The sequence below is a fragment of the Streptomyces sp. Pv4-95 genome (assembly GCF_045782725.1).
GTDB lineage: Bacteria > Actinomycetota > Actinomycetes > Streptomycetales > Streptomycetaceae > Streptomyces.
Map to the genome: position 1 here is coordinate 1 of NZ_CP127172.1, position 24,135 is coordinate 24,135.

Here is a 24,135-nt window from a genome sequence, read left to right on the forward strand (position 1 = left end):
CCCGCGGAGCGGGTACCACAGCGCTGCGCGCTGTGCAAGCGAACACCACCGCTTCGCGGTGGTGTTGCGCACCCGCTCCGCGGGTGCGAACCCCCGTGCTGCGCACGGGGGTTGCGGTTCGCTTCGCTCACCGAAGCCCGGCTAGGCCGGGCCGGCCCCTTCCGCTTCGCTCCAGGGGCGGTCGGGCGGTCGGTCTGGGTGTTGGTTGGGCCGGCCGGTTCTGGGCTGGCCTGACGGTGGGTCCGCTTCGCTCCCCCACCTCAAGGCCCCTTCGGCTTCGCCTTCAGGGCCTGACGCCCGCTCACGCGGGCGGGGCCGGCTACCAGGAAGCGCTGGCGGGTGGGGCTGATGAGGGGTCAGGGGCGCTGAGTATGTTCACCTTCCCGCGGACGGGTGCCGCTCGGCTGCACTTCGCGGGTTTCCTCCTCGTCCCTCCAGGCTTCGCGCCAGGCCCTCCGGGCTCGTTTAAACGACTCGGCAAGCTCAGGCTGCTGGTCGAGCAAGCCCTTGCATGCGAAGACGAGGATGCTTGCCACGCCGGTGGTGGCGAGGATTGTCAGGATGACGGCAGAGTCCACTGGTCGGATGCCCTTCCCCTTCCAGGTGGCCGGACATCTGCGCAGGCAGACTCAGTCCGACCACATGCTTGTGGCCCGAACTGAGTCTCTGCCGACACATAGGCTCTGCGCCGGTGGTTCGTCTCCGCCCCCATGAGCCCCTGGGTGTCGGCCTTCAGGGCTTTATCGGCAAACGTTGACCACCTTGCGCACGGCCAGAATACGGACCCCGCTCTCGGAGCGTCAACGCTCCGTCATCGCGCGACCGGCCGCATCCTGACGGGACGCTGCGTGAGCCGGCCATGGAGCAGTAGGGTTTGACCGTGGCGCAATGCTTCAAAGTTTGGTTTCGGATAGACTCTGGAATGAAGGTGTACCCGTATTTGGTGTGACTGCGGCGCTCTTCAGGCCTTCGCATCGGTCCGAGCGCGCACTCGAGGGCATCGCGGAGGGCGAAGTTCGAGAAGTAACTTGCTTGTGGTTGCACGGGTACTTGCTGGCATCTCGCGCGAGATGCGCCCCTATCGATTCGTCCAGGAGGCTGAGCATCATGGGAGCAAGAGAGCTCCGGGCTCACCAGCGGGAAGCCGTGGACGCGGTTTTGCGTGCACTCGAATTCTCTGCAAAATCCCTTGCCCCGGAGCGAGGGCTCCGCACTCAGGTCGTCATGGCCACCGGATCCGGCAAGACCCTTGTGGCCGTCCGCAGCGCAGAGGAGCTCCACGCGGGCCGTGTGCTGGTGCTCGTGCCCTCCCTCGACCTGCTCGCCCAGACCGAGATCGCGTGGCGCGAGGGAGGCCGCCGAGGCCCGATGATCGGCGTCTCCTCCCTGCGGGGCGAAGAGGCAGGCTTCCCCAACACCACAGACGTCGACGAGCTGGTGGAGTGGACACGCGGCCTGGACAAGGTCACCGTGTACGCCACGTACGCGTCTTTGGGGCTGGGCACGCTGGAGCGCGCACACGCCGCCGGCTTGCCGGGCTGGGACCTCGTCGTGGTCGACGAGGCGCACCGCACCTCCGGGCGGATCGGCAAGCCCTGGGCAGTCATCCACGACAACCAGAAGATCCCCTCCCTGCGCCGGCTCTACATGACCGCCACACCACGCCTCTGGCAACTCGACGAAGACCAGGAGCAGCAGGGCGTCCCGGGTGAGCTGGTCGCGTCGATGGAGGACGACCCTGGCTCGCCGTTCGGCAGCAGGGCGTTCACGTTGACGCTTTCGGAGGCGATCGACCGGGGTATCTGTGCCCCCTACCAGGTCGTCTGTGTCGATGTGACGGACACCCAGCACCAGGCCGCGGTGCTGCTCGGCGCGGACGGACGATCAGATGAGGTGCGCGGAGCCCGCCTTGCCGCCTTGCAGACGGCTCTGGTGAAGGCGTCCGCGGAGGAGAGCTTCCGGCGCACGCTGGTGTTCCACCACGTCGTCAAAGAAGCCGAAGGCTTCGCAGCCGGCCTGCCCGACGTCGCCGCCCAACTGCACGACAGCGACCCCGAGCTCTACCCGGCAACGGTGTGGGCCGACTGGCTGTGCGGAGAGCACAAGCCGCTGCACCGCCGCCGCGTCCTGGGCGAGTTCGCCGACGGGATCGCTACGGACGGCACCGTGGTGGAGAAGGCGTACCTGGGGTCGGTGAAGGTGCTCGGGGAAGGCGTCGACACCAAAGACTGCGACTCCGTGTACTTCGCCGACGTCCGCGGCTCTATGCCCGACCTCGTCCAAGCCGTGGGCCGAGCACTGCGCATGCAGCCCGGTGAGGGAAAGGTCGCGAGCCTCGTGGTACCCGTGCTCCTTGGGCCCGGGGAGAGCGCGGACAACATGCTGACGTCGAAGGCGTACGGCGGACTCGCGAAGCTCTTGGAGGCGCTCAGAGCACACGACGCCCGCGTGGTGGAGGTACTCGCCGAACCCCAGGCCCAAAGCCCCGTCAGAGGCGTACAGAGCCGCTCAAGCGGCCAACAGGGCCTGGGAGCAGCAGAGCAAGGCGGGCTATCAACGCCGGCCCAGGCACTCCTGAAATTCTCCACGCCGCGCGATCCCGCGCAGTTGGCGGCGTTCATCAACCTGCGGGTGCTCAATCCCGAGCACGAGCACTGGCGGCGGGGAGTGGAGGCTGCCGTCGTCTACAACCGGCTCCACGGCGACCTGCGGGTGCCCTTCGCCTACCGCATCCCCGCCCCGGACGACGCCCACGCGGCGACGGAGAGGCAGACGGAGGTGGAGGTGGAGACGCGGGGGGAGGAAGAGACGGAGGCTTGGCCGGCCTCCCTGGCAGGCTTCCCGCTCGGGCAGTGGACCGCCGATGCCCGCCGCCTCTACGCCCGGGGCGACATGGACGCCGACCGCGTCGCGCAGCTGGAGAAGCTGGGCATGGTGTGGTCGCACTTCGATGTCGCCTGGGAGGAGGGCCTGACCGCGGCGCGTGGATGGGCTGCTGAACACGGGCACCTGTTGGCGCCGTTGGATGCCACCTACCGGGGAGCGAAGGTCGGGGTCTGGCTCAAGAACCAGCGCGCCGCCGCCCGCAAGGCCGCCGAGATCGAACAGCGGCGCGCCGAAGGCCTGCCCGTGGAATCGTCGGCCGGCGCGCTGACACAGGCACGGCGTGAGCAGCTGGAGGAGATCGACGCGTCCTGGTGCCCGGCGTGGTCGGTGACCTGGCAGCGCTCGTTCCACCTCATCCGACAGCACCTCGACGCCGGCAGAACGCTTCCCCTCACGGCCGGCGAGCTCGTACGCCAAGGCGAAGACCTCAGACGATGGGTGAGGGCGCAACGGCACGGGTGGGACAAGCTCACCCCCGTGCAGCAATGGCTGTGCCAACATGTCCTCGGCATCGAACCCGCCGCCGAGGACCAGAAGCCCAAGCCGCGTACCAGCCAGGCACAGAAATGGGCGCTGCACCTCACCGCCGCCCGACAGTTCTTCGAGCGCGAAGGACACCTGAAGGTGCCACGCAAACACGTCGAAACCATCACCCTGAGCACGGCCCACGGCGAGGACGACGACCAGGAGCAGCAGGACGTCACACTCAAACTCGGCGCATGGATCAGCAACCAACGCAGCCGGGCTGCAGCGCTGTCCCCGGAGCGCGTAGAACAACTCTCCGCCATCGGAATGCGCTGGACATGAAGGACGACGTAGCCGCCGTGGCAGCCGAGCTCGCGGCCGGCTATCTGCTCGGGCGGCTGGGCCCGTGGCGTCGACTGGGCGATGGGCGTCCGATCAGATCCGCTTCACCGCACCGCGCACCAGCTGGCGCATCATGCACGCCCCAGCCACCGAGACCCGGGTGCCGGCGCCCATACGCGATCCGGACTGGATCGCCCACCGCACCCAGGCAGACAAGGGAGGAGCAGCATGAGCACCGAACAGCACGACGCGGCCCCGTACGGGGAAGAGCTGGCAAGCATCGGCCAGCACGAGGCCTTCCTGGCGGCGGCGCTGAGGTGCACGTGGGCCCTGACCGACCCGGGCAACTTCCTCATCCCCGAGGCGTGGGAGGAGATCCTTAAGTTGGTCCTCAGCGCTGTGCGCGAGGACGAGCGGGACGGCTACGCACATCGCCTGGAGGCATCCGCCGAACAGCACCGCGAGCGCCTGAGAGGCTGCTGCGCGCGTACGGGCCGGGCAGCGCGCCCGCCTCGCACGGCCGGTACATGCTAGTCAGCCGGCCCGAGAGCCTGATCATCTGCGAACGGATGGAGGCCGACCCGCTCCTCCTGCGCAGCCGGTGGAACAGGGAGCTGGAGGACGTCCCACTGGACGACCTCGAGTTCGCGTGGGGACCGCGCATCCGCCTCAGCAGGTGAGCAGCCGGGAATGAGCAGCGGGGCCGGGCAGGGTGATCCTGCCCGGCCCCGCTGTCGTCGGTCAGCCGAAGCCGAGCGTCTCCTGTGCGAAGTTGGCCGCGGCCGGGCTGGGCGGGGGCGGCAGTGCGTATAGGCCGCAAGTTCATCGGTGAACCTGGCGCGCCCTGGGTTCTCGCCCGGGGCTTCGTGCTGTGCGCCTTCGCTCAGGTGCTCACCTCGGCGATGGTGTCCGCGATCAGGACAGGCAGGTGGTTGATGGCGCGTTCGAGGAGCCGTTCGATCGGGACCGCGTGCTGGCTGTTGTCGACGCTGATGAGCTTGCCCCAGACCGCGGGTTGGTAGCGGGAGAGCATGGACAGTGCGTACAGGACTGCCCACCAGGCCATCAGCGGGTGCAGCTCTCGCTTCATCGGGGGGTGGACAGGCAGGAAGTACCGGTCTCCGGCGTAGCTGCGGGTCATGGCTCGCAGGTAGGCCGTCCGTCCGGCTCCGGTGGCCAGTCCGTCGAATCCGGTCCCCGCCCCCTGGGGCATCTGCCAGTTGATCGTCATTTCGCCCCTGTCGGGCGCGCGGCGACTGTACTCCGGAGGCGCCTCCGGCCCGACGCCGGTGGTCACGTAGCTCTCGTGTCGAGCGACGGCCGGATACGAGGTCAGGAAGTCGGCCAGCGCCTCACGGGTGCCGGCATCGATGACCCGGTCGGGGATGTTGCCCACGTAGGCGCTCAGGAGGGAGTGCTCGTGGATGCCGACGCTGGCCTCGTCGACGTACAGCGGGGTGAGCCGGTCCCTGGTGGTGAGCGGGTAGCGGAGGTTCGGGGGCAGCAGGTCCCACACGTCCTCCAGGCGCAGCGGGTCCGTCTCCCACACCGGTGAGTCGAGTACCTCACTGACCTTCACGAAGCTGCCCTGGGTTCCGGGCGGGTCGGTGCGTATCTCGATGTCAGGGAAGGGCAGATGGAAGCCCGTGGTTTTGATCCCGTGGGAGTCGAGGCGCCAGTCCTGGCCCTTGAGGGACCAAGCGGCGGCCGCGATGGCGCGGCCAGCCTGGCTGAGGCCGTAGAAGACCGGGACCGGGCGCGTAGCCGGGCCCACGACGGCAGCGGCCTGGAACAGCTGCTGAGCCTGCTCCAGGGCTGCCGAGTACGTCTTGCGGCGGGAGCCGGTGTTGGCTCTGGCTGGTGGATCGGAACGGCTGGCCCGCAGCCGCTCCCACGCCTGATCGGCGCCGAGATCGCTGTGCATGTCCAGGGACGCTACCCGGCTCCGAGCAGTCCCCGCGGGGGATTTCTCCGCTGCCGTATGGCCGGCCGAAGTCGAGCTTTGCCGGCGGCCGGTTGAGGGATGGTGCGCCGCCTTGCTGCCAGCCGGCCTCGGTTCGTGGTTGTGCCGACAACGCGAACGAGGTCCTTGCACAGGAGCGCAACAGTGCACCTGGGCCTCTGGCCCGGGCGGCTCCCTTCCCTCGGTGAGTAGAAAGCTGCCTGTCTGGTGAAACATCCGCCTTCCTCACCTACATAACCCTGAGTGGACAACGGGGCTCGGAGCACGTTCCGGGCCCGGTTCGCCGAACGCGAGCCTCGGCTGTGGCGGCCACAGGCCTGTTACCGCATCTGGCACGAGCGGCTTCGGTGCGGGGCGTGGGTGACGAGCCCGTGGCGTTCCAGGGCTTGCAGGTGGTAGGCGACCGTCGAGGCAGACAGGGCGACCGCTTCGGCGATCTCCGGCAGAACTCTGCGGACGGGAAGCCGGCCCCGGACCTGGTCGTGGGGCGCCTGTCCGGCGGATCATGCTGGACAGGCACCGGTCCGGGGAGCCGGGAGGCGCGAGCGGGGAGCCGGGGCCGTGCGCCCGGATCAGTGGTGCCACGCGTCGCCCTTCACGTTGTGGATCATGCGCTGCAGGACCTTGAGAGCGCGGGCGTACTCTTCGCCCGGAATACCCTCGTGCACCTGGCGGCGCAGCTCCAACTGCCGTGCCGCCGCACGGGCGTACAGCTCCGCCCCCGACTCGGTCCGCAGCAGGTGCCCGTCCTCGTCCTGGGAGAGAAGGCCCCGGGCGACGAGGCTGTCGATGTCGCCGGGCAGGTCATCGCCGGGGCCCGGGTAATAGCTGAGGAATTCGGTCAGTTCCGCGCGGCCCCAGCCCTTCGGGCGCTGGCTGAGGTGGTGCAGGACCCACCAGGCGGGCTGGGTCAGGCCAAGGGCGCCGAGCGCGGTCCGGATGTTGTGGACGACGGCCTGGCCGGCCGCGTTGGCCCAGTATCCGATGGGCTGGGCGATGAGGCCGGCGTCGTCATGGGAGGGGACGAAGGGAGCTGAGATGCTGCTCGAAGTGGACATGGGAAGAACATAGAAACTCAACTTGACTTGAGGTCAAGCACCTTGACGGGGCGGACCGGAGCCGACGGACGGACTTGTCCAGACCGGCGCAGTGGTTGCCGCTCTGCACCACTCAGATCTCCCCGCCCCGGAGTAAACAGGCGGCGCGCACCCTCACCCGGTACGCCGCCTCCACATCGCCATTGACCGCCCTCCCAGCAGCCACCAGCGTCCTCAACTGACATGGCGCATGACGGTGTCGGGGCGGCAGACCGGGCAGGGCTCCGCGTTCTCGGGTCGGCCTGCTGGAGTGCTTCGGGTCTCGCTCAGGAGGCGGTCGCCGAGGCATTGGGCGCAGTCATCGCGGTGGACGTAGTCGGCTGTGCTCGTGCGGGGTGCGTCGTAGATGCGCCGGCGCCGGCGCTCGTGCGCAGTCGGCGGGTCGAGACGGCTGTAGTCCTCGTCGGGCAGGGGCTGGACGAGGGGTACGGGGCGCTGAAAGAGATGACCCGGGAGGTGAGGGCGGCACCGTTGCGGCCGTGCTCGTCGCAGTCGGGTATCTCAATCTCCAGCTCGCACCACCACCCGCCCACACGGTCGCGGCGCCGGTGCACGACAGCGGCCTGCAGCCGCTGCCCATCGCGCAGGGTATCCGGCCACACGGCCTCAACACGCTCGACAAGGCCGCTGGCTAGTGAGGTCGCATGTTGAGTTGTCCTTGTTCTCAGCGGGCGTCCGCAACTTATCGTCAAGGTGATCCCCGGGAGGTGCCGGGCGGTCATGCCCAGGTGGAGGCAGATGAGCCTGGCGTCGCACGCGCGCGGGAGGTCCCGCGGCGGCAGGGAGGGCCACTCGCGCCAGAACATGACCGGCGGCGAGGCTCCGCCGGGCGACACGACCGCCGCGGCGTTCGCCACGGAGCTCCGCGAGCTGCTCGACGCCTACCCGGTGGATCCCCCCTGCGCCCAACGCACCCTCACTTTGACCCTCGCCGGTCCCGGCGGCGAGGGTCAGACCATTCCCTCGCCGTGTGTTCCTTCGGTGGGCCACTGCGGCCTCGGGAAGCGGCACCGGGCGCGGCTACGATCGGCACACCCGCGAGAATATCGCTGGACCGAATCGTAGGAGCACGCACATGGCTGATCACGGCGACGACTTCGACTGGTGGCTGGAAGAAGGCCACACCGAAGCCGTCCAACGGACTGAGGAAGACTGGGACGTGATCGCTCGACATGTGCGCCATGCGGCGAACAAGATCGGCCCCGCTCTGCCGCCCTGTCTGCCCGGCGAACCGCAGGAATGCGGGCGTAGCGCTCAGCAGCACGTGCTGGCCTGGTCGGCGGCGGTCAAGGCTGCTGCTCAGCACCTCATCGAGCAGGCCGCGCCCTCTCCCGCGCGAGCGGCACATGTCGCGGGGCCGCTGTACGAAAGGCGGCTGGAGGAACTGCGTGAACAGGACGCCTCTGGTGCTGACTCCTTTATCGGGGACTCGTATCTGACGGCATGACAACAGGTCGCGCGGGGGCCACCCCGTGGTGCATAACAGTGCCTCGTCCGGCTGTGGGTGGTAGCCGGTCGGGGCTCTGCTGTGTTTGTGGGTGCCCTTGCACAGCGGGTGCAGGGAAAGGAGCGGCCCGTCTGTGCAGGCAAGCAAGCACCAAGGCCGGCACCGTTGTCCTCTCGGCTGGCACCGTTGTCCTCTCGGCTGGCACCCAGCTGACGGCGTGCGGCCACTCCCGTCGCCGGCCAGTTGTCGCGCTGTGGCACGGGCGGTGTCGTCTGGTCGTCCCAGACGGGCTCGGGGGCTACCACCGGCTCCGAAGCCGGCAGGCCGGACCTGGCAGCCAACTGGGTGCACCGCCCTGGCGGTCACATCTCCGGCCTGGCTACCCGGGACGGCTGCCGATACCGGCGCCCCAGCGCCGGACATCTGGCCCCCGGAGCCTGACGCCCCGCACACGAACAGGAGACCGCCATGGCCAACTTCGCCGAGGGAACCTCCCGCTCCAGACGCTGATGAGCCTGCTCAACCCCGACAACCAGCAGTGGCTGAAGAGCCAGACCCCGCGGAGGCAGCAGGAGCTGGCCCAGCAATTCGCGCAGAACGGCGGCGGCAGCGGTGGTGATCCGGCATCGGAAAGGGAACTTTCGAGAACATCAGCTCGATGGCAGATGGCGAGGCGCTGACGGCAAGCGCCAACGACCTCATCTCAAATGCGCGCACCAATGACGAGATTGCCCGACGCTCCTAGCCGTAGAGCACAAGGCCACGCCGGCCCGCACGCTGCCTTCCTGCGTGCGGCCGGCCAGCCCTGCTTCACGCCGGCCGGTTGCCCTGTACCGGCCACAGGCCGACCGTTCCGGCCGCGTTGGCGCCAGTCCCTCCCCCTCTCGTGAACCTCCCCCTGGCTCCGACAGGCCGCCTCCCGAAGCTCTGCTGTCCCTGCGCACTCAATCGAGCCGTCTTCTCAACGACCCCAGTATTTGGGCTTCCCTCTCAGCGAACCCCCTCGTCGCGCGGCACGGTGCACTGGGGTATGCGTGCGGATGCGACGGCGTCTGCGACGCCTCCACCGCCTCCCCGGCCTGGCGTTTGCGACGTGCCTTGGGGGCTGCGGCGGGGCGTCGTCCGGGCGGTCGCGGCCACCACGTCGGCCGGGGAGGTTTACCACTACCCAGGGGGCTCCGCCCGCATACTCGGCGGATTCCGGAACCTGAGGTCGCAGAGTGATCGCTCGGGTCAGGAGCGCGGCAGCTGCGGAGCCGGCGGCCGCCTCGGCGCCGAGCAGTGCACGGACTTCAGAACGACACGGTCAGGGCGATGGCGACGATGTTGACGATGAGGTACAGGCCCGTCGCGATGACGAAAATACGGTTGTTGCAGCGCCGCACCGCCGGTTGGGCCATGGGATCGGCCAACAGCTTCATGATGTAGGTGGTGTTGGCGACACCGATCAGTACGTAGAGCAGGCTCATGAAGTGGATCTCTTCGACCAGCGTCACGTTCAGGAAGGTGCCCATCGCCTCGTCGACCGCCCGCAGGTTGAGCATGATCGTGAAGAGCGCGGCGCCGAGAATCCCCAGCCGTGCGACCATGGCGACCTCGTTGTCCTTCGACCAGATCAGAAACGAGATCAGGGCGACCAGGAAAGCCACGTATACCGGCAGGATCTGCTTGCCGAAATTCGTGATGCCCTCTCGGGTGAGCTGGAACTCGATCACCAGCTGGGAATAGCGGCTGCTGTCTCCGTGCTCGAGCCGGGGATCGCCGAAGTTCGTCTTGTAGATCTCGTCCACGACGCCGATCCGAAATCGCGTGATCTTGAAGTCGTCGGGATGGATCCTGGGGTTGTACGCGGAGTTCTTCACATCCGCCCGGTAGACGAACCGCGACGCGTCCAGCTCGTTTTCCTCCACCTGGATCCGGACGACCTGTTTGTCGAACGGAAAGTCCGTCTGGTCCAAGGTCTGCCGGAAGGTCCCGGACACTTTGACCTGCGTCCAGTACTCGTTGTTCACCTTCTCGCTGGAAGGCTCGGTCAGCGTCGTGCTGGTCGCGTTGGTGAACTCCAGACGCTCGACAGCGGCAAGATCCTTGCGTGGGCATACGCTCCACAGCCACAGGTCCGCGTTCACGGTGCGCCCGACCGGATCCACCGCGTAGAGGTCGGTGACGTAAGCCCCGACGCGGCAACTGGGCACGGCCGCAGCGGCAGGCGCGGCGGTGATCAGCGTGCTCAGCACCACAGCGGCCGCTGCGAGCAAGGCGCCCGCTACCGACCGGAGTCCGGCCAGGAAGCCACGTCGGCCGTCCGCCGGCCCGCCATACGAACGGGGCATACCTGCGAGCCTCCAAGAACACCAGCGGGAGCAGCAGGAACTGCCCACGGGGGGCGTTTCCACGCGGGACGATAACCCGGCGGCCCAGCCAAGATCGCGAGCACAGCAGCCCACCTGGCGGACCCGCTCAGGATGCACCCGATCAGCCCACGCCCACAGCCACGGCACGACGCCACGCGACGCGACGTAGCCCAGAGCCACGGCCACGGCCACGGCACGGCCACGGCGCGGCACGGCGCGGCTGTCGACCCTGCAAACAACACGCCCGCGACCGTCCAGGCAGTGCCCCTGCCGGTGGACTGGACTGGTGGCGGGGTGGTGCGGGCGGATTCCTCTCAGCTACGTCACCGAGCTTGTGCGTCCCATCCAATCCAGCCCCCACGGCCCAGCGGAGTGCGGAGGCCTGACTTCATTGAGACAGGACACCAGGCGGCGCGCACCCTCACCCGAAACTCCGCAGACTCCAAATCGCCATCGACCGCCCTCCCGGCGGCCACCGACAACATCAACTGACATGGCTCAGGACGGCATCGGGGCGGCAGGCCGGGGAAGACTCCTCGTTCTCGGGGTCGGCCAGTTCCTGCGGTGCTTCGGTGTCGCTCAGGAGGCGATCGCCCAGGCATGGGGCGCGGTCGTCGCAGTGGATGTAGTAATCGAAGAATCCGGGCGCGAGGGCGTCCATCTCCGCAGTGAACACCTCGGCCGCGTTCTCCTCGTTCGGATACGGATACCAGCAGGCATTGGTGTATCGGCGGATGCCCTCCAGATACCGGGTAAAGACATCGAGATCGGGGGCGAGTTCGATGGCCTCCCAGCCGTGGCCATCCTGCCCCTGCGCAGCCAAGGCTATGAAGACCGTGCCATCGCGGCGGTGCAGGAATAGATCGCCATGGTCGGACGTGCCCAGGCTCAACAGGTCGGCAACCTGAGTTCCCTGGGGCAACCGGACGCCTTGGAGGGCGTCGCCTTCTGGTGTCGGCAGGGCATCGGCGGGGAGCAGGTCGATGCTCTCCCATCCGCACACCCAGCCCAGCGGCAGACCGATGTCGCGCAGATGCCTTCGGCTGGCGGGGTGCTCGAGTGCCCCGGGCAGCTGCTCTGCAGCTATCCGGCGTACGTCGTAGGGCGCGAACGCCGCATCGACACGTTCAGCGGTAAGCGGTAAGCGGCCCCGTCGGCGCAGCAAACGCCGGTACCCGTCCGGGCGTTCCCCCTTCCGCCGAGGAGTGGTCCATCTCCCCGCGTGGCCAGTCCCGGAAGATCTCCGGATCGGTTTCCAGCAGCGCGATACCGTGCGCGTCGCCATCGACGAGGTAACGCATCCGGTCGTCCGGACCCGAGACCGGAGTGCTCTCTGCCCAGTCCTCCGGCACGGACAGTTCCAGGACGCTCAGGTAGTCCCCCGCTCCATCGCCTGGGCGGGGCCTGTTCACCGGCTGTGCCGTGCCTTGCGCCGGGGGCGGAACCCGCGTGCCCGTCTCCAGGTCGAGCCAGACAGTCCCGCCCAATGTGCCGGCCTCGATCAGTTCCCGTCCCTCGTGCACATAACGGCACGCCCCACTGTCCATCAGGCGGTTGGGGTGCGCATCGAACCTCCCCATCGGCCGCCACCACGCCCACACCGTCCGCCACGGCATCCCCGTCTCTGCGGCCGCGATCCGCTCCGCGTACGCGTCGTGCCCGAGCACCTTCGCAGCGAACTGTAGCCACGACGCGAACTCCGCACGCGAGACCTCAGCGCCGCCAAACATCGCCTCGGCCTGCAGGAAATCCTCACGCCCGACATGGTGCTCAGCGGCCATACCCTCGATGTGCTCCCGTACCTCCGCCCGCCCCGCGGCCAGCAGCCGCGCCGGATCGTCCAGCACAGTATCCGCCGATCCACCCACTCCACTGATCATGAACTCATCATGACAGCACGATTCGAGGCCCACGCCGACCGACCTCTGCAGCTCACCAAGAGCCTCGTGCGTCCCTGCCAACCGTCGGTCCCTGGTCACCAGTTGCGGCCTGACAGTGGCACCGCGTCTCTGCCGCTCACCCACACCACACAGGCCATGCAGCTCATGGGCGACGGCTCCGGCCCTGCGTACGGACTGGAACTGCACCGAATACCGCACCTGGCACCGGCCGACGCAACGCCTCACCGCGAGGGCCTTGTGGTCGAGGGGCTGACCTCTCGGGGTGGGGCGACCTCGTAAGGACCGTAGACGCCCCGTGACCGTAGAACGGGCGAGATGGGTGAGGAGCCCGTTGCCCTGGGTAGACGCGAAGCACCGACCTCGCCTCACCCGAACACCACGGAGCTGTATGCGCCCCGCTCACCGCCTCACCACCCTGGCATGCCCACTCCTGCTGCTGACGATGGCCGCATGCACTGGCGATGCTTCAGCAACCTACGACCACAAGCCGCCCTCGGCGACGGCACCCACACCGTCCGCCCCCGCCGGCAGCAGCCTGCGACTGTCCCAAGCCATCAAACAGTTGCAAGTCGCCGACGAATCCCGCACCGGATACGAGCGGGACAAGTTCCACCTCTGGATCGACGCAGACCACGACGGCTGCGACACCCGCAAGGAAGTCCTGCTGTCGGAAGCGGTGACCAACCCCCGCCAAGGCAAGAGCTGCAAACTGACCGGCGGCACCTGGCACTCCTACTACGACGACAAAACCGTCACCGACACCTCCCGCCTCGACATCGACCACCTCGTCCCCCTCCCCGAAGCATGGGACTCCGGCGCCTCCAACTGGTCGGACCAGCGCCGCGAGAAGTACGCCAACGACCTCGACGCCCAACGCAGCCTCGTAGCCGTCAGCTCCGGCCCCATCCGCTCCAAAGGCGACCAGGACCCCGCCGAATGGATGCCACCCGCCAAGGACGCCTCCTGCACCTACGCAACCGACTGGGTAACCACCAAACTCCGCTGGAACCTCACCATCGACCACGCCGAAAACCGGGCCCTGACCAAGCTCGCCACCAGCTGCACCAAAGCAACCGTCAAGGTCACACCCGCCCTCTGACCGCCAACACCCGGCGGCACACCGACCGCGGCCGCCGGGCAAGGCCCGCTACGAGTGGCAGCCCCCACAAACTGGTCAGGGGGCTCTCTCAAGAACTTTAGGGACGTCACGACCAGGTGCTACGCGAATGCCACGACTGCTCGCCGGCTCGGAGTCTCAGCGCCCGAGGCTGCAATGGGTCAGACGTAACCGGGCGTCCTTCTCGGTGAGTCCGAGGGCCTTACCGATCACCTCCCAGAACATTTCATCGGCCTCCGCGGCAAGGGTGGCCTCCCTACCGACTCGCCCCGTGATGCGCTCCAAGGCCGCCACGGCCTTCAACGCGGCCAGTGGCGCTTCCGTGGTGAGGGCATCGAGCTGGTTGGCCAGCTGCTCCAGGAGGTCGTCCAGTTCGCCGGACAGTGGCACGGAGTGTGCTTCGACGGCGGCGATGTGCTGGGCCCAGTCGTCGCGTGGGCCGGAGGTGTCGACGTCGTGGAGGCCGTCGTGGTCCCGCTTGGGTCCAGTCGATGGGGTAGCGGTTCGTGCCGCGCCAGCCGCACGAACACGACCCCCGCACCGCCTCCGCCCGTTGCCAGCTCGGTTTGCCGTCGTACGCCCACCACTCCGTGGTCGGGTGCATGTGACCACCGCTCCCGGCGTCCAAGAACACCGTCTTGGGCTCGGTGCCGTCGTCCAGCACCGCTCCCGCCAACCCTTCGTGCGACGACCGAACTCCTCAGTCCGCCAACCCATCTCTGCGCCCTCCCCGACGATGCCAAGACCTGTCCACGCCGGACACTGCCCAAGTAGGCGGTCGACGACCAGCAAATCCTCAAATCCGTCACCCGCAGGGGTGTCGATGACGAGGCAGAGCAGCGGTGCGGCATCGACGTGCACGGTTCGACGACTGGGAACTCACGCTTTCCAGTGACAAATACCGCCTCACCGTCGACCTTCTGGCCGAACACGATTAGGTAGAGGCCTCATTGGGCCGGGCCCGGGATCTTCGGGTCGCAGACGACAGGTGATGGATATGCGCACTGAGGCCGCCAAGCGGGTCGAGCTGGTCTTCTCCCTCTTCGACGCCAATGGCAACGGAGTCATCGACTCCGACGACTTCGACCTGATGACGGGCCGAGTTCTGGAGGCAGCGGCCGCGTCGGACGACGGTGCCAAGGCCGCCATCCGGGCCGCGTTCCGCCGCTACTGGACGACGCTGGCCACTGAACTGGACGCCAACGGCGACGGCGTGATCACCATGGACGAGTTCCGTCCGTTCGTGCTCGACCCCGAACGTTTCGGTCCCACGATCGCCGAGTTCGCCGAGGCGCTCTCCGCACTCGGCGACCCCGACGGAGACGGCCTGATCGAGCGCCCCCTTTTCGTGTCGCTGATGACGGCGATCGGCTTCGAGGAGGCGAACATCCACGCCCTCTTCAACGCCTTCGGCCCGGACGCCGAGGACCGCATCACCGTGACTGCGTGGGCCACCGGCATCGAGGACTACTATGCGCCGGACTTGGCCGGGATCCCGGGCGACCAGCTGGTGACCGCCCGGGGCTGACATGGCTCGTCAGCGGCTGCCCCTGGCTCGGGCGGCAACCGCTACCACGCACCCGAGCTGCCGCCTCTTCTGGGATGTATCCCACCCCGAGCGGGGCCTGGGCAGGGCCCCGCCCTCACCCCCCGTGCGGACGTCGCCGTGAGCGCTGCGGACGTCATGGCCGGGGCTTGCGCCCGAAGACCCACCGGTTCCCCTCCAGCGCGTCGTTCGACTCGGGGAGGGGACCACGGCGGTGCCGGCGGGTGAAGTCGAAGGGCGTGTACATCGAGGTGGACCAGCCCTTGGCCGTCAAGTCGCCCGCGGAGTCGGGTCGTGGCCCCTTGTCGAAGAGGTGGAGCAAGTCGATGCCGATCTGTTCGCGCGTCGCCGTGTAGATCGGGCTGTCGCGGTACGCCAACAGATCCTTTTCCAGCTTGGCCTCGAAGGCCAGCGCGCTGCCAGCGGTGGCCAGCGTGTCCACCGTGTCGATGAGGTACGTCTCAGCGGTACCCGGTAGGTAGAAGAGGAGCCCCTCGGCCAGCCAGACGCTCGGTGCGGCCGGGTCGAAGCCGGCCGTGGTCAGCGCGCTGACCCAGTCCGCGCGCAGGTCGACCGGTACGGCGACGCGCTTCACCTTCGGGGCGGCCGACAGGTCCGTGAGCACCCGTTGCTTGAATGCCAGCACGCCCGCCCTGTCGATCTCGAAGACAACGCAGTCGGACGGCAGTTCCAGCCGGAAGGCGCGGGTGTCCAACCCCGCTCCCAGCAGGACAACTTGGCGGGCGCTCGCACCGACCGACCGGAGGACGAAGTCATCAAGGGCCCTCGTCCGCAGACCGAAGTAGCGGGCGAACCGCCCCCAGAGCGGGTTGCTGTCCCCGTCCGGGACCTGCTCGATGCGCACCGGCCAGTCCGCGCAGGCCGGTGCCGCGCGCACGAAGTGTTCCGCGTAGGCGTCCTGGGCCAGGCTGTCGTGGCGGTGGGTCTCGATCGCCCGTGCCGCGGCGACCAGGAGGGCGGTCAAGCCCACACCTCCGTCCACGCCTTCCAGGTCTGTGTGCTGCGGCGTCGTGCCGGCCATGCTTCCTCCGTCGGCGGGAGTGGGGGATGCGAGATGTTCACTTGTCGGACGGGGTGAGCTCTCAGTGCCGCGTGCCTCGCTCATCGGCTTGTCCTCTCCGGGAGCAGGACCGGTTTGACCACACGGCCCGCGTCACAGTCGCGTTCGGCCTCGTTGATGCCGGCCAGCGGGTAGGTGCGGATCAGCTGGTCGAAAGGGAAGCGCCCGGCCCGCCACAGTCCGATCAGCCGGGGTATCAGCACTCCGGGTACGGCGTCCCCTTCGCAGATGTGGCGAATGCTGCGGCCTCGGTCGAGCGTGCCCGGTTCGAGGGGCAGCGGGGTGTGGAGGCGTGCCACCAGACCGAGGCTGCCGGTGGGGCGCAGGGCTTGGAGCGCCTTGTTGATGAGCGGGGGTGAGGCCGTGGTGTCCAGGGCGTGCTGCGCGCCACCGTCGGTCAATCGCCGGATCCGTTCGGGCAGGTCGGGTGACGCGGCGTGCAACGGGGTCGCGCCGAACCGCTCGGCCAGAGCGAGCCGCTCAGGATGCCGGTCGACGGCGACGGTCAGTACGCCGGCGGCGGTGGCCGCCATCACCGCGGCCAGGCCCACCGCTCCCGCGCCGAAGACCGCGAGGGTGTCGCCGGGACCTGCGGCGAAGGTGTTCAGCACGGCTCCGGCGCCGGTGAGGAAACCGCAGCCGAGGGGCCCGAGCAGTTCGAGCGGTAGTGCGGGGTCGACCCGTACGGCATTGCGAGCCGGAACGAGTGCGTACTCCGCGAACGAGGACTGCCCGAACCACCTGGGAGCCAGCGCCTTACCGGTGGCGTCGGTGAGCCGCGGCGGTTCCTCCTCGCGCCCCCCGAAGAGGTTGAGGGAAGCGAAGGATTCGCAGTAGGCGGGGGCCGCATCTCGGCAGTTCCGGCAGTGTCCGCAGGAGTCGAAGCTCAGCACGACGTGGTCACCGACGCCGATCGCGGTGTCCAGGCCCTCTCCCGCCCGCACCACGACCCCGGCGCCTTCATGGCCGAGGACTGCCGGCAGGGGGCTCCGACCGGCGGATCGACGGACCGCGAGATCGGTCCGGCACATCCCGGAGCCCGCGATCTCGACCAGGATCTCGCCGACGGCGGGCTCTGTCCGCAGAAACACCTCCTCGACCGTGAACGGGTTCTCGCACGAGCGCAGTACGGCCGCCTGGAACCTCATCGTCGCGCCTCCTGCGGGCGGTGGACGACGAACGGCCGGAGGTTTCCGTCCAGCCCCCACGGCCCACCCGCCACCCCGACTCCGCTGTCCTTGACGCCTGCGAAGGGCTGGGCGAGGGACAGTTCGCCATGATGGTTGATCCAGGCCGTTCCCCCTTCGAGCCGGTCGGCCACCACCTCGGCCCGGTCGAGATCGGTGCGCCACACGGAGCCGCCCAGTCCGAAGCCGGTGCCGTTGGCCGCGTCGACGGCTTCGTCGAGGCTCTGGTACAGCAGAACCGGTCCGAGCTGCTCCTCGGTCACCACCGGACTGTCGTGCGGAACGTCGGTAAAGGATTGTGGGAGCGAAGAAGTAAGCCGGCCCGTCCAGCTGGTGTCCGCCGGCCGCCGCCCGGGCGCCGCCTGCCAGAGCCTGCTGTGTGACCTGCTCGCCCCGGGCCAGTTGCAGAGCGTTGTTGACCGGTCCCGCCCGGGTTTCGGGGGCGAGTCCGGGCCCGACGGCGACGGTCTTCGCACGCTGGGCGAGGGCTTCGAAGACCTCGCCGTGGAGCCGGGCAGGGACGTAGAGGCGATTGACCGCCATGCAGACCTGCCCGCAGTTGCGGAACGCAGCCCGGAACAGCCGGTTCGCGCTCCGGTCGACGTCGTCCAGGAGGACGGCGGCGTCGTTACCGCCCAGCTCCAATCGCGCCAACCGCGCCAGGTCCGGTCGGCCACGTCGTCCAGCTCGTCCGGCTGCTGGTCGAGGGCCACGGCGAAGGTCTCCCCGTTGGCCGGGTCGACGACGACGAAACGTGCGGCCCGGCGTCCAGGGACGCGGCCGGCCTCAGGCATCGGCATGACGACGGTCAGTTCGCGGCGGAGGCATCGGCGGTGTGCTCCCGGGCGTGCCGGTCCATCTCCGCCCGGAAGGCGGCGATCAGATGCGGCTGGATCCGGCCAGCATTGCGGTCGCCGCCCTCGCAGACCGCTCCGCGCACGCCCACGATGTCCGTGCCGATGCGGGTCAGCGGACCAAGGTCAGCCTGCTTGACGCTGCCCGCGAGGGCGGCGAGCAGACCGGAGGCGTGGGCGCGGTGGACGAACTCGGCACAGACGTCCGGCGGAACGTGGTCGAAGAGCCGTGTCCCGTCCTTGACGGCGGTGTCGAGCATGGCCGCGTCGGCGCCGGAACGGGCGGCGATGTCGGGCAGAGCGAGCGGATTGACGCAGCCGACGCGGTGGGCGTCTGCGTAGCCGGAGGCGACGACGAGCGCGTCGGGGCGATGGTCCTTCACCGCCCGGACGACCGCGCGCATGACCTCGATGCCCTGATCGGGCGTCGTGCATCCGTAGAGGCCGACCTTGATGTACGTGGCCCCCGAGACGACGGCGCCGAGCGCGGCCTGCGCCACCGTGCCCGGCTTGTACGGGACATCCCCCACCGTCGCGGACACCGGCTTGTCCGCCGGGATCGCGTCGCGGATCTCCCTGATGACCCAGGGGAAGTTCGCGCCGAGCGAGCCCTCATCAGGCTTCTTCACGTCGACGATGTCGAGATGCTCCGCCGCCTTCGCGCAATCGAGAGCCTCCTCGACACCGTCCGGGGAGATGAGAAGCAACACCGTGAACTCCTTCCGCCGCCAGTCCACCCGGCCTAGGGACAGGGGACCGCGGATCACCTGGTTCATGCGTGCGGTGTGCTCATCATTTCCGTCACCCTTGGGCACCGGGAGGGCGCACGGAGTGCCTATAGGGCGCTCATCCTCTTGATGGTGCGCCGTGCATACCAGAACAAACCGGCCTCCCGGCAACGTTTCGTCCGCTTGGCGCCTTCCGGGCCCCGCTGGTCGGCGGTGTGCTGGTCAGGGCCGGCCGCCCGGCAGTTCACACTGTCGAACCCGACGATTCGGCGGGACCGGCGTCACGGCTCACAGGCGTCGCCTGATGGGAGCGCCATGGCTCGATGACCGGCCGGTGGTGAAGGCCGGCCGGTCACGGTCTCGCGGGTATGGCGCTCGCCTCTCGCCGGCCCTGCACCAGCAACACCGAACAATCGATGCTCTGGCAGACATCCTCCACACCTACAACCACCACCGCTGCCACACCGCACTGGACGGCAAGCCACAATCAGCCGTGCGAACAACGCTCCAGGTCAATACACCTAGGCTTTCTCGTACTCCACGGCCGTGTCAGCACAGGCGGAGCGAGTTCGCGCAGGCTGCTGCGCTCGTCGATGTCGATGGTCAAGGACCATCGGAGCGTGGTGCCCACCCAGTCCGCTAGGTAGGGGCAGGTGGCGTCTTGGCCGGCGGCATCCACTCGGCCGGGATCTTGTCGCCTTGGTGCGGTTGGGCCCCCGGCTGACAGTCACAAGGGAGCGTTCGACGCCGAGGTCGTTGGCGTAACTCTCGCGTCGCTGCGCGCTCCACTTCGAGGCGCCAACCAGGCGCTGGGCTGCGAAAAACACCCGTCACAAACGAGCGGACCGCGCGCTGCGCTCTCAGTACGCCGCCGAACTGGGCGAGGCGCGCACGATCCTCGCCACCTACGCCGATCAGATCCAGGACCTGAGCCTGCGCAACGCCGAACTCGAAGCGGGAAAGCCACTCTGCTCGCACACTTTCAACGCGACGGCACGCTCTCCTCCCTTTCAGCGAGGCGCGATCAACCGATCCCCCTGGACGCGCCACCCCAGCCTGGCCGTCCCCAGCACTCGCCGGGCCCCTCCGGGGCCCGCGTGCAAAAGAAGTAGACGGAAACGGCAGCGACTTGGCGAGCCTCCCGCGCTCAGTCCCCGCCGCCGCAACCGCCGCAACCTCCCCCACCGCCACCGCAGTCATCGTGCCGACCGAAGTCGCCGCCGGCCCCGTCGTGGCGGCTGCTGGAACCGCCCGATGACGAGGAGTCAGGGATGGAGTTCCATAGGAACCGCAGAAGCCAGAACGCCCCGACCGCCAGCCAAAACCACCCAATCGGTGTCGATAGCGTCACGTCTACGAGGAAGCCCAAAAAGTCTTCAACCTCAAGGTCGCTCACAGCCCCCCACCTCCCTGAGCCAGAAGGCCCGGACCACCATGCTGACATAGACCCAGCACTGACAACCCCGCCTCAATCCGGCTGTGTTGAGGCCGTTGGCCGAGCTGATCCCCGCTACCGGTAAGGGCGAGCGGGCACCAGCCACGTCACCCCCACCGCCGAGTCCCCTGCATCGTCCTCATCTCCGGGGTCGCCCGGAACGGGGGCCTGTCGGACCTGTTCGATCTGCCGCTCAATGCCACGCAGGCTCTCCTGCAAATCCATCGTCACCACGCCATCGACGGTGAGCCTAGGCCGCGGCGGCGGCATCTTCCGCTAGCCGGAGACCAGCTGGGATAAGCCCGAGCGCAACACGCCATCTAGGGTTCCCGCTTCCCTTCACGGACGCGGGAACCCGCATTCGTCCTTCCGGGCGACCCCTGCCTCGGTCGTCGGGCTCGCCCGCTCCGTTGCCTCCGCCGCCGCCCTCGCCGCCGCTGGCGTGGAGGACAGCCCGCGGCACCCTCGACGACCTTGAGGTCCTGCGGGACACAGCCGGCGCGAGGGACGGGGTGCTCCACCTCGCCTTCAATGGCTAGCGCGCGTTCACCGGCGATTACCAGGGCGCCGCTGATGCCGATCTCCGTGTCGTCGACACCTTCGGCGATTCTCTGGCCGGCACTGATCGCCCCCGCATCGTCGCCGCCGGCTTCATTGGCCTGTCGTGCCCGCCTTCCACTTCCCGAATTGCGTCGGCAGATCCCGCCAGGGGAGGCCGGTCCGGTCCGCTGCCGGAACGGACTCCCGATCATCACCTGACGACGTTCTTCCAACACCCGCCCCGGCCGGGTCCATTCAGCGTTTCATAAGTCCCCACGCCCCACCTGTTGTCGGGGTCAAGGGGCGGGTTCGTAGCTGAACCATTCGGTGCGGACGGTGCCGCGGGTGGCGAGCAGTCCGGCGAGGCGGCCGGTGAAGCCGCCCGTGACCTCGGTGGACAGGTATCGACCGTCCAGTTCGGCGAGGATGGTGCGGTGTCCTTGCGTGTCGGCGATCAGTTGGACGCGGTCCGGGCCGCTGGAGGTGATTCTCTCGATCGCTTCCGCTGGTATCGAGGCGATGCTGTGTCCGTTGTCGTCGGCTTCCAGGTCGATGGCTGGTGTGGCGGTCACCTGGATTTCCAGGACGGCGCTGTTCGTGGGGCAGGGGACGCTGTGCAGTCGCTGGGCGAGGGGGCCGATGCGGGCTTCGGCGTGAATCTGCCCGTCTTCGATGACGAGCGCGTACAGGTGCCGGTCGTCCATGCGCAGGGCCAGTCCACCGTTGCCGTGCGAGGCGTCGACGGCGGCGCGGACAGTGCAGGACGGGTGCTGCTGGCGTCGGCCGATGAAGACGGGGGGTTCGGTGTCGGGGCGGGCGTGCAGGGTCAGCCGGCCCGGCCTCTCGGTGACGTTGGCGTTGCGGTGGGCGGCAAGGCTGGGGGCGGCCCACTGTGGGCGGAGGGTGGGGGTGTCGAAGTCGTCGTACCAGAGCCGGGTGGCCGCGCCGGTGGGGCCGGTGGGGGCGCCGATGATGGGCCAGCCGTCGTCGGTCCAGGTGACGGGGGCGAGGAAGGTCTCGCGGCCCAGGGTGTGCCAGGAGGGAAAGGCGCCCCGGGGACGGACGCCGAGGTGGACCATCCACCAGCTGCCGTCCGGGGCTTCGACGAGGTCGGCGTGGCCGGTGTTCTGGACCGGGTTACTGGTGCCGCGGTGGGTGAGGACGGGGTTGTGAGGGTGGGGCTCGAAGGGGCCTCGGGGGCTGGTGGAACGGGCGAGGGAGACTGCGTGGCCGGGGCCGGTGCCTCCTTCGGCGAGCACCAGGTACCACCATGCGCCACGGCGGTGGAGGTGGGGGCCTTCGGGGAAGGAGCCGCCGGTGCCGGAGTAGAGGGTGCGGGGGGTGTCCTTGCTGTTGCCGGTGATCGGGTCGATGCGGATCTGGTGGATGCCCGCCCAGGTGCAGTAGCAGGTGCCGTCGTCGTCCCAGGCAAGGTCGGGGTCGATCCCCGTGACACCGGGCACCGGGACGGGGGCCGACCAGGGGCCGGACGCATCCGGGCTGGTGAACAGGAACGTGCCACCACCGCCGAGGATGGTCGTGATCAGGTGGAACAGGCCGTTGTGGTGGCGCAGGGTGGGGGCGAAGACCCCGGCGGAGGGCGGAAGACGATCGGGCAGGTCGGCCTGGCCCGGCCGAGTGAGCACGTTGCCGATAAGGGTCCAGTGGTGGAGGTCGGTGCTGTGGTGGATGGGGATGCCGGGGAAGTACTCGAAGCTGGAGGTGGCGAGGTAGTAGTCGTCGCCGACGCGGCAGATGCTGGGGTCCGGGTGGAAGCCGCCGATGACGGGCTGCGTGTCGGTGTGCATGAAGTGATCTGTTTCTGTGGGGTGACCTCATGGTTCCGGGTGCGAGAGCCGGGAACCGAGGAGAGGAACAGGCGTCAGGGACCGTGAGATCGCGCTGGCGCCGGCGGCAGTGTGTGAAACGCGGGCGGCGGGCCGACCCTCACCCGGCGAGATGGCCGGCGCGGGCGAGGGCGCCGAGCCACTGGGCGCTGGGCTTGGGAGTACGGGCAAAGGTCTCGCGGTCAACGGCGACCAGGCCGAAGGTGGGCTTGTAACCGGCCACCCATTCGAAGTTGTCGAGCAGTGACCAGTGGATGTAGCCGCGTACGTCGATGCCGTCGTCCATGGCGGCGCGCAGTCCGTGCAGGGCGGTGCGGGTGTAGTCGATGCGGCGGGTGTCGTCGGCGGTGGCGATGCCGTTCTCGGTCACCAGGATCGGTGTGCCGCCGGTGGTCTGCCAGGTGTGGCGCACTGCCTGTTCGAGGGCCTGGGGGTAGTACTCCCAGTCGGTCAGGGTCTGCTCGGCACTCTTCGGTACGGGAAGGGGACCGTCGGGGCCGATGACGGTGCGCGTGTATGCCTGTACGCCGATGAAGTCGTCGTCCTTGGCGGCTTCGAGGAAGACATCCTCCCGCTCGTGAGACCACGCGGCGGCCGCCTCCTCACCGCCAGGTGATGCTTGGACGACCTGGTTGGCGATCGTCCAGCCCGCCGCGATTCCCGAGCCGCGCAGGATGTCCACGGCGCGGGCGTGGGCGGCGATCAGAGCGTCGACGGTCGGGCGGTGGGGCGCGGGCATGACGCCGGTGAAGGCGGGCGGCTCGGCACAGGGCAGGTGGAGTTGTGCGGTCATTGCGGCGAGGTTGGGCTCGTTGATGGTGCATACGTAATGGACGCCCTCGGCCAGGATGGGCAGAACCGTCTCGCAGTAGCGGGCGAAGCGGTCGGCGGAGCCAGGTCCGGCCCATCCGCCGGCGGCGGTCATCCAGCGCGGCACGGTGAAGTGCTGCAGGGTGACGACAGGGGTCAGCCCGCGTTCGCGGCAGCCGGCGATCATGCGGCGGTAGTGGTCCAGGGCGACGCGGGAGACTTCACCGGGTTCGGGCTCGATACGGCTCCATTCCAAGGAGAACCGGTAGGTGTTGAGGCCGAGACCGGCGACGATGTCCAGGTCCTCCTCCCATCGGTGCCAGCTGTCGCAGGCGTCCCCGCTGGGCTCGGAGAAGAAGGTGTCCGGGCGGTGTTCCATCTCCCAGAAGTCGTTGTTGACATTGCCGCCCTCGACCTGGTGGGAAGCGGTCGCGGCGCCCCACAGGAAGCCGTTGGGGAAGGTGCTGTTCATGCGGTTTCCTTGTCGTTTCGGGGGGGTGCTCCGGCTGAAGGTCGCCCGAGCCGCGGGGTAGCG

At 68.7% G+C, this 24,135-nt stretch carries 19 protein-coding genes and 2 pseudogenes; 8 read left to right on the top strand and 13 right to left on the bottom strand.

Translation table 11 applies throughout. The features are described 5' to 3' along the window. The first annotated feature begins 1,107 nt into the window (after positions 1–1,107). The 3 genes from QOM21_RS00005 (at position 1,108) to QOM21_RS00015 (ending at position 4,373) form a co-directional block, all read left to right on the top strand. Positions 1,108–3,693 (top strand): Helicase associated domain protein, encoded by a 2,586-nt coding sequence (locus tag QOM21_RS00005; protein WP_407547407.1) that lies wholly within the window; start codon positions 1,108–1,110, stop codon positions 3,691–3,693. 228 nt (positions 3,694–3,921) lie between these two features. Continuing rightward, positions 3,922–4,227: a hypothetical protein gene (locus QOM21_RS00010; RefSeq protein WP_407547408.1), complete on the top strand. Its 306-nt coding sequence runs from the start codon at positions 3,922–3,924 to the stop codon at positions 4,225–4,227. Next, entirely contained in the window at positions 4,221–4,373 is a 153-nt protein-coding gene (locus QOM21_RS00015) for a hypothetical protein (protein ID WP_407547409.1), read from the top strand. Before QOM21_RS00010 ends, QOM21_RS00015 begins: the two co-directional genes overlap by 7 nt. 203 nt (positions 4,374–4,576) lie before the next feature. Here the strand turns inward: QOM21_RS00015 and QOM21_RS00020 are convergent, their stop codons facing one another. From QOM21_RS00020 to QOM21_RS00030, 3 genes are all read right to left on the bottom strand, one after another. Beyond that, positions 4,577–5,617 (bottom strand): YaaC family protein, encoded by a 1,041-nt coding sequence (locus tag QOM21_RS00020; protein WP_407547410.1) that lies wholly within the window; start codon positions 5,615–5,617, stop codon positions 4,577–4,579. A gap of 359 nt (positions 5,618–5,976) precedes the next feature. Then, positions 5,977–6,102 carry a helix-turn-helix domain-containing protein gene (locus QOM21_RS00025; RefSeq protein ID WP_407555529.1) on the bottom strand — a complete coding sequence of 42 codons (126 nt, stop codon included), beginning with the start codon at positions 6,100–6,102 and terminating at the stop codon, positions 5,977–5,979. Between the two features lie 126 nt (positions 6,103–6,228). Further along, a complete protein-coding gene (locus QOM21_RS00030; RefSeq protein ID WP_407547411.1) occupies positions 6,229–6,714 on the bottom strand; it encodes a MarR family winged helix-turn-helix transcriptional regulator in 486 nt (161 codons plus the stop codon). Between the two features lie 518 nt (positions 6,715–7,232). Between QOM21_RS00030 and QOM21_RS00035 the strand changes: the two genes are divergently transcribed. Continuing rightward, the gene (locus QOM21_RS00035) at positions 7,233–7,388 is read left to right on the top strand and encodes a hypothetical protein (RefSeq protein ID WP_407547412.1); all 156 of its coding nucleotides are present in this window, start codon (positions 7,233–7,235) and stop codon (positions 7,386–7,388) included. Positions 7,389–7,828: 440 nt separating this feature from the next. Then, a complete protein-coding gene (locus QOM21_RS00040) occupies positions 7,829–8,200 on the top strand; it encodes a hypothetical protein (RefSeq protein WP_407547413.1) in 372 nt (123 codons plus the stop codon). A 1,292-nt stretch (positions 8,201–9,492) separates the two neighbouring features. Here QOM21_RS00040 and QOM21_RS00045 read toward each other — a convergent pair. The 3 genes from QOM21_RS00045 to QOM21_RS00055 form a co-directional block, all read right to left on the bottom strand. Next, positions 9,493–10,533 (bottom strand): hypothetical protein, encoded by a 1,041-nt coding sequence (locus QOM21_RS00045; protein WP_407547414.1) that lies wholly within the window; start codon positions 10,531–10,533, stop codon positions 9,493–9,495. 505 nt (positions 10,534–11,038) lie between these two features. After that, a complete protein-coding gene (locus tag QOM21_RS00050) occupies positions 11,039–11,719 on the bottom strand; it encodes an SUKH-4 family immunity protein (protein WP_407547415.1) in 681 nt (226 codons plus the stop codon). Next, positions 11,682–12,434, bottom strand: a complete 753-nt coding sequence (locus tag QOM21_RS00055; protein ID WP_407547416.1) for a hypothetical protein — start codon at positions 12,432–12,434, stop codon at positions 11,682–11,684. The genes QOM21_RS00050 and QOM21_RS00055 overlap by 38 nt, the downstream gene beginning before the upstream one ends. Before the next feature lie 463 nt (positions 12,435–12,897). Here QOM21_RS00055 and QOM21_RS00060 point away from each other — a divergent pair, with 463 nt between their 5' ends. Continuing rightward, positions 12,898–13,554, top strand: a complete 657-nt coding sequence (locus QOM21_RS00060; protein WP_407547417.1) for an HNH endonuclease family protein — start codon at positions 12,898–12,900, stop codon at positions 13,552–13,554. A gap of 156 nt (positions 13,555–13,710) precedes the next feature. Here QOM21_RS00060 and QOM21_RS00065 read toward each other — a convergent pair whose 3' ends face one another. Then, on the bottom strand, positions 13,711–13,962 hold the full coding sequence (locus QOM21_RS00065; RefSeq protein ID WP_407547418.1) for a hypothetical protein: 252 nt from the start codon (positions 13,960–13,962) through the stop codon (positions 13,711–13,713). Positions 13,963–14,569: 607 nt separating this feature from the next. On the opposite strand from QOM21_RS00065, the gene QOM21_RS00070 reads away from it, so the two are divergent. Beyond that, a complete protein-coding gene (locus tag QOM21_RS00070; RefSeq protein ID WP_407547419.1) occupies positions 14,570–15,100 on the top strand; it encodes an EF-hand domain-containing protein in 531 nt (176 codons plus the stop codon). 154 nt (positions 15,101–15,254) lie between these two features. On the opposite strand, the gene QOM21_RS00075 is transcribed toward QOM21_RS00070, so the two are convergent. The 4 genes and pseudogenes from QOM21_RS00075 to QOM21_RS00090 all read right to left on the bottom strand — a co-directional run bounded on the left by QOM21_RS00075 (position 15,255) and on the right by QOM21_RS00090 (position 18,950). Further along, positions 15,255–16,160, bottom strand: coding sequence for a class I SAM-dependent methyltransferase (locus QOM21_RS00075; protein ID WP_407547420.1), 906 nt, complete (start codon positions 16,158–16,160; stop codon positions 15,255–15,257). Positions 16,161–16,240: 80 nt separating this feature from the next. After that, positions 16,241–17,347: an NAD(P)-dependent alcohol dehydrogenase gene (locus tag QOM21_RS00080; protein WP_407547421.1), complete on the bottom strand. Its 1,107-nt coding sequence runs from the start codon at positions 17,345–17,347 to the stop codon at positions 16,241–16,243. Beyond that, positions 17,344–18,052 (bottom strand): annotated as a pseudogene (locus QOM21_RS00085) (aldehyde dehydrogenase family protein); the annotation flags it as partial. The pseudogene QOM21_RS00085 and the gene QOM21_RS00080, both read right to left, overlap by 4 nt. Positions 18,053–18,194: 142 nt before the next feature. Then, a complete protein-coding gene (locus tag QOM21_RS00090; protein WP_407555530.1) occupies positions 18,195–18,950 on the bottom strand; it encodes a (5-formylfuran-3-yl)methyl phosphate synthase in 756 nt (251 codons plus the stop codon). A 404-nt stretch (positions 18,951–19,354) separates the two neighbouring features. On the opposite strand from QOM21_RS00090, the pseudogene QOM21_RS00095 reads away from it, so the two are divergent. Next, a pseudogene (locus tag QOM21_RS00095) lies at positions 19,355–19,493 on the top strand (IS481 family transposase); the annotation flags it as partial. 1,746 nt (positions 19,494–21,239) lie between these two features. Here QOM21_RS00095 and QOM21_RS00100 read toward each other — a convergent pair. Further along, the gene (locus tag QOM21_RS00100) at positions 21,240–22,751 is read right to left on the bottom strand and encodes a glycoside hydrolase family 43 protein (RefSeq protein WP_407547422.1); all 1,512 of its coding nucleotides are present in this window, start codon (positions 22,749–22,751) and stop codon (positions 21,240–21,242) included. A gap of 139 nt (positions 22,752–22,890) precedes the next feature. Beyond that, positions 22,891–24,072: a glycoside hydrolase family 1 protein gene (locus tag QOM21_RS00105; RefSeq protein WP_407547423.1), complete on the bottom strand. Its 1,182-nt coding sequence runs from the start codon at positions 24,070–24,072 to the stop codon at positions 22,891–22,893. Positions 24,073–24,135 lie beyond the last annotated feature (63 nt).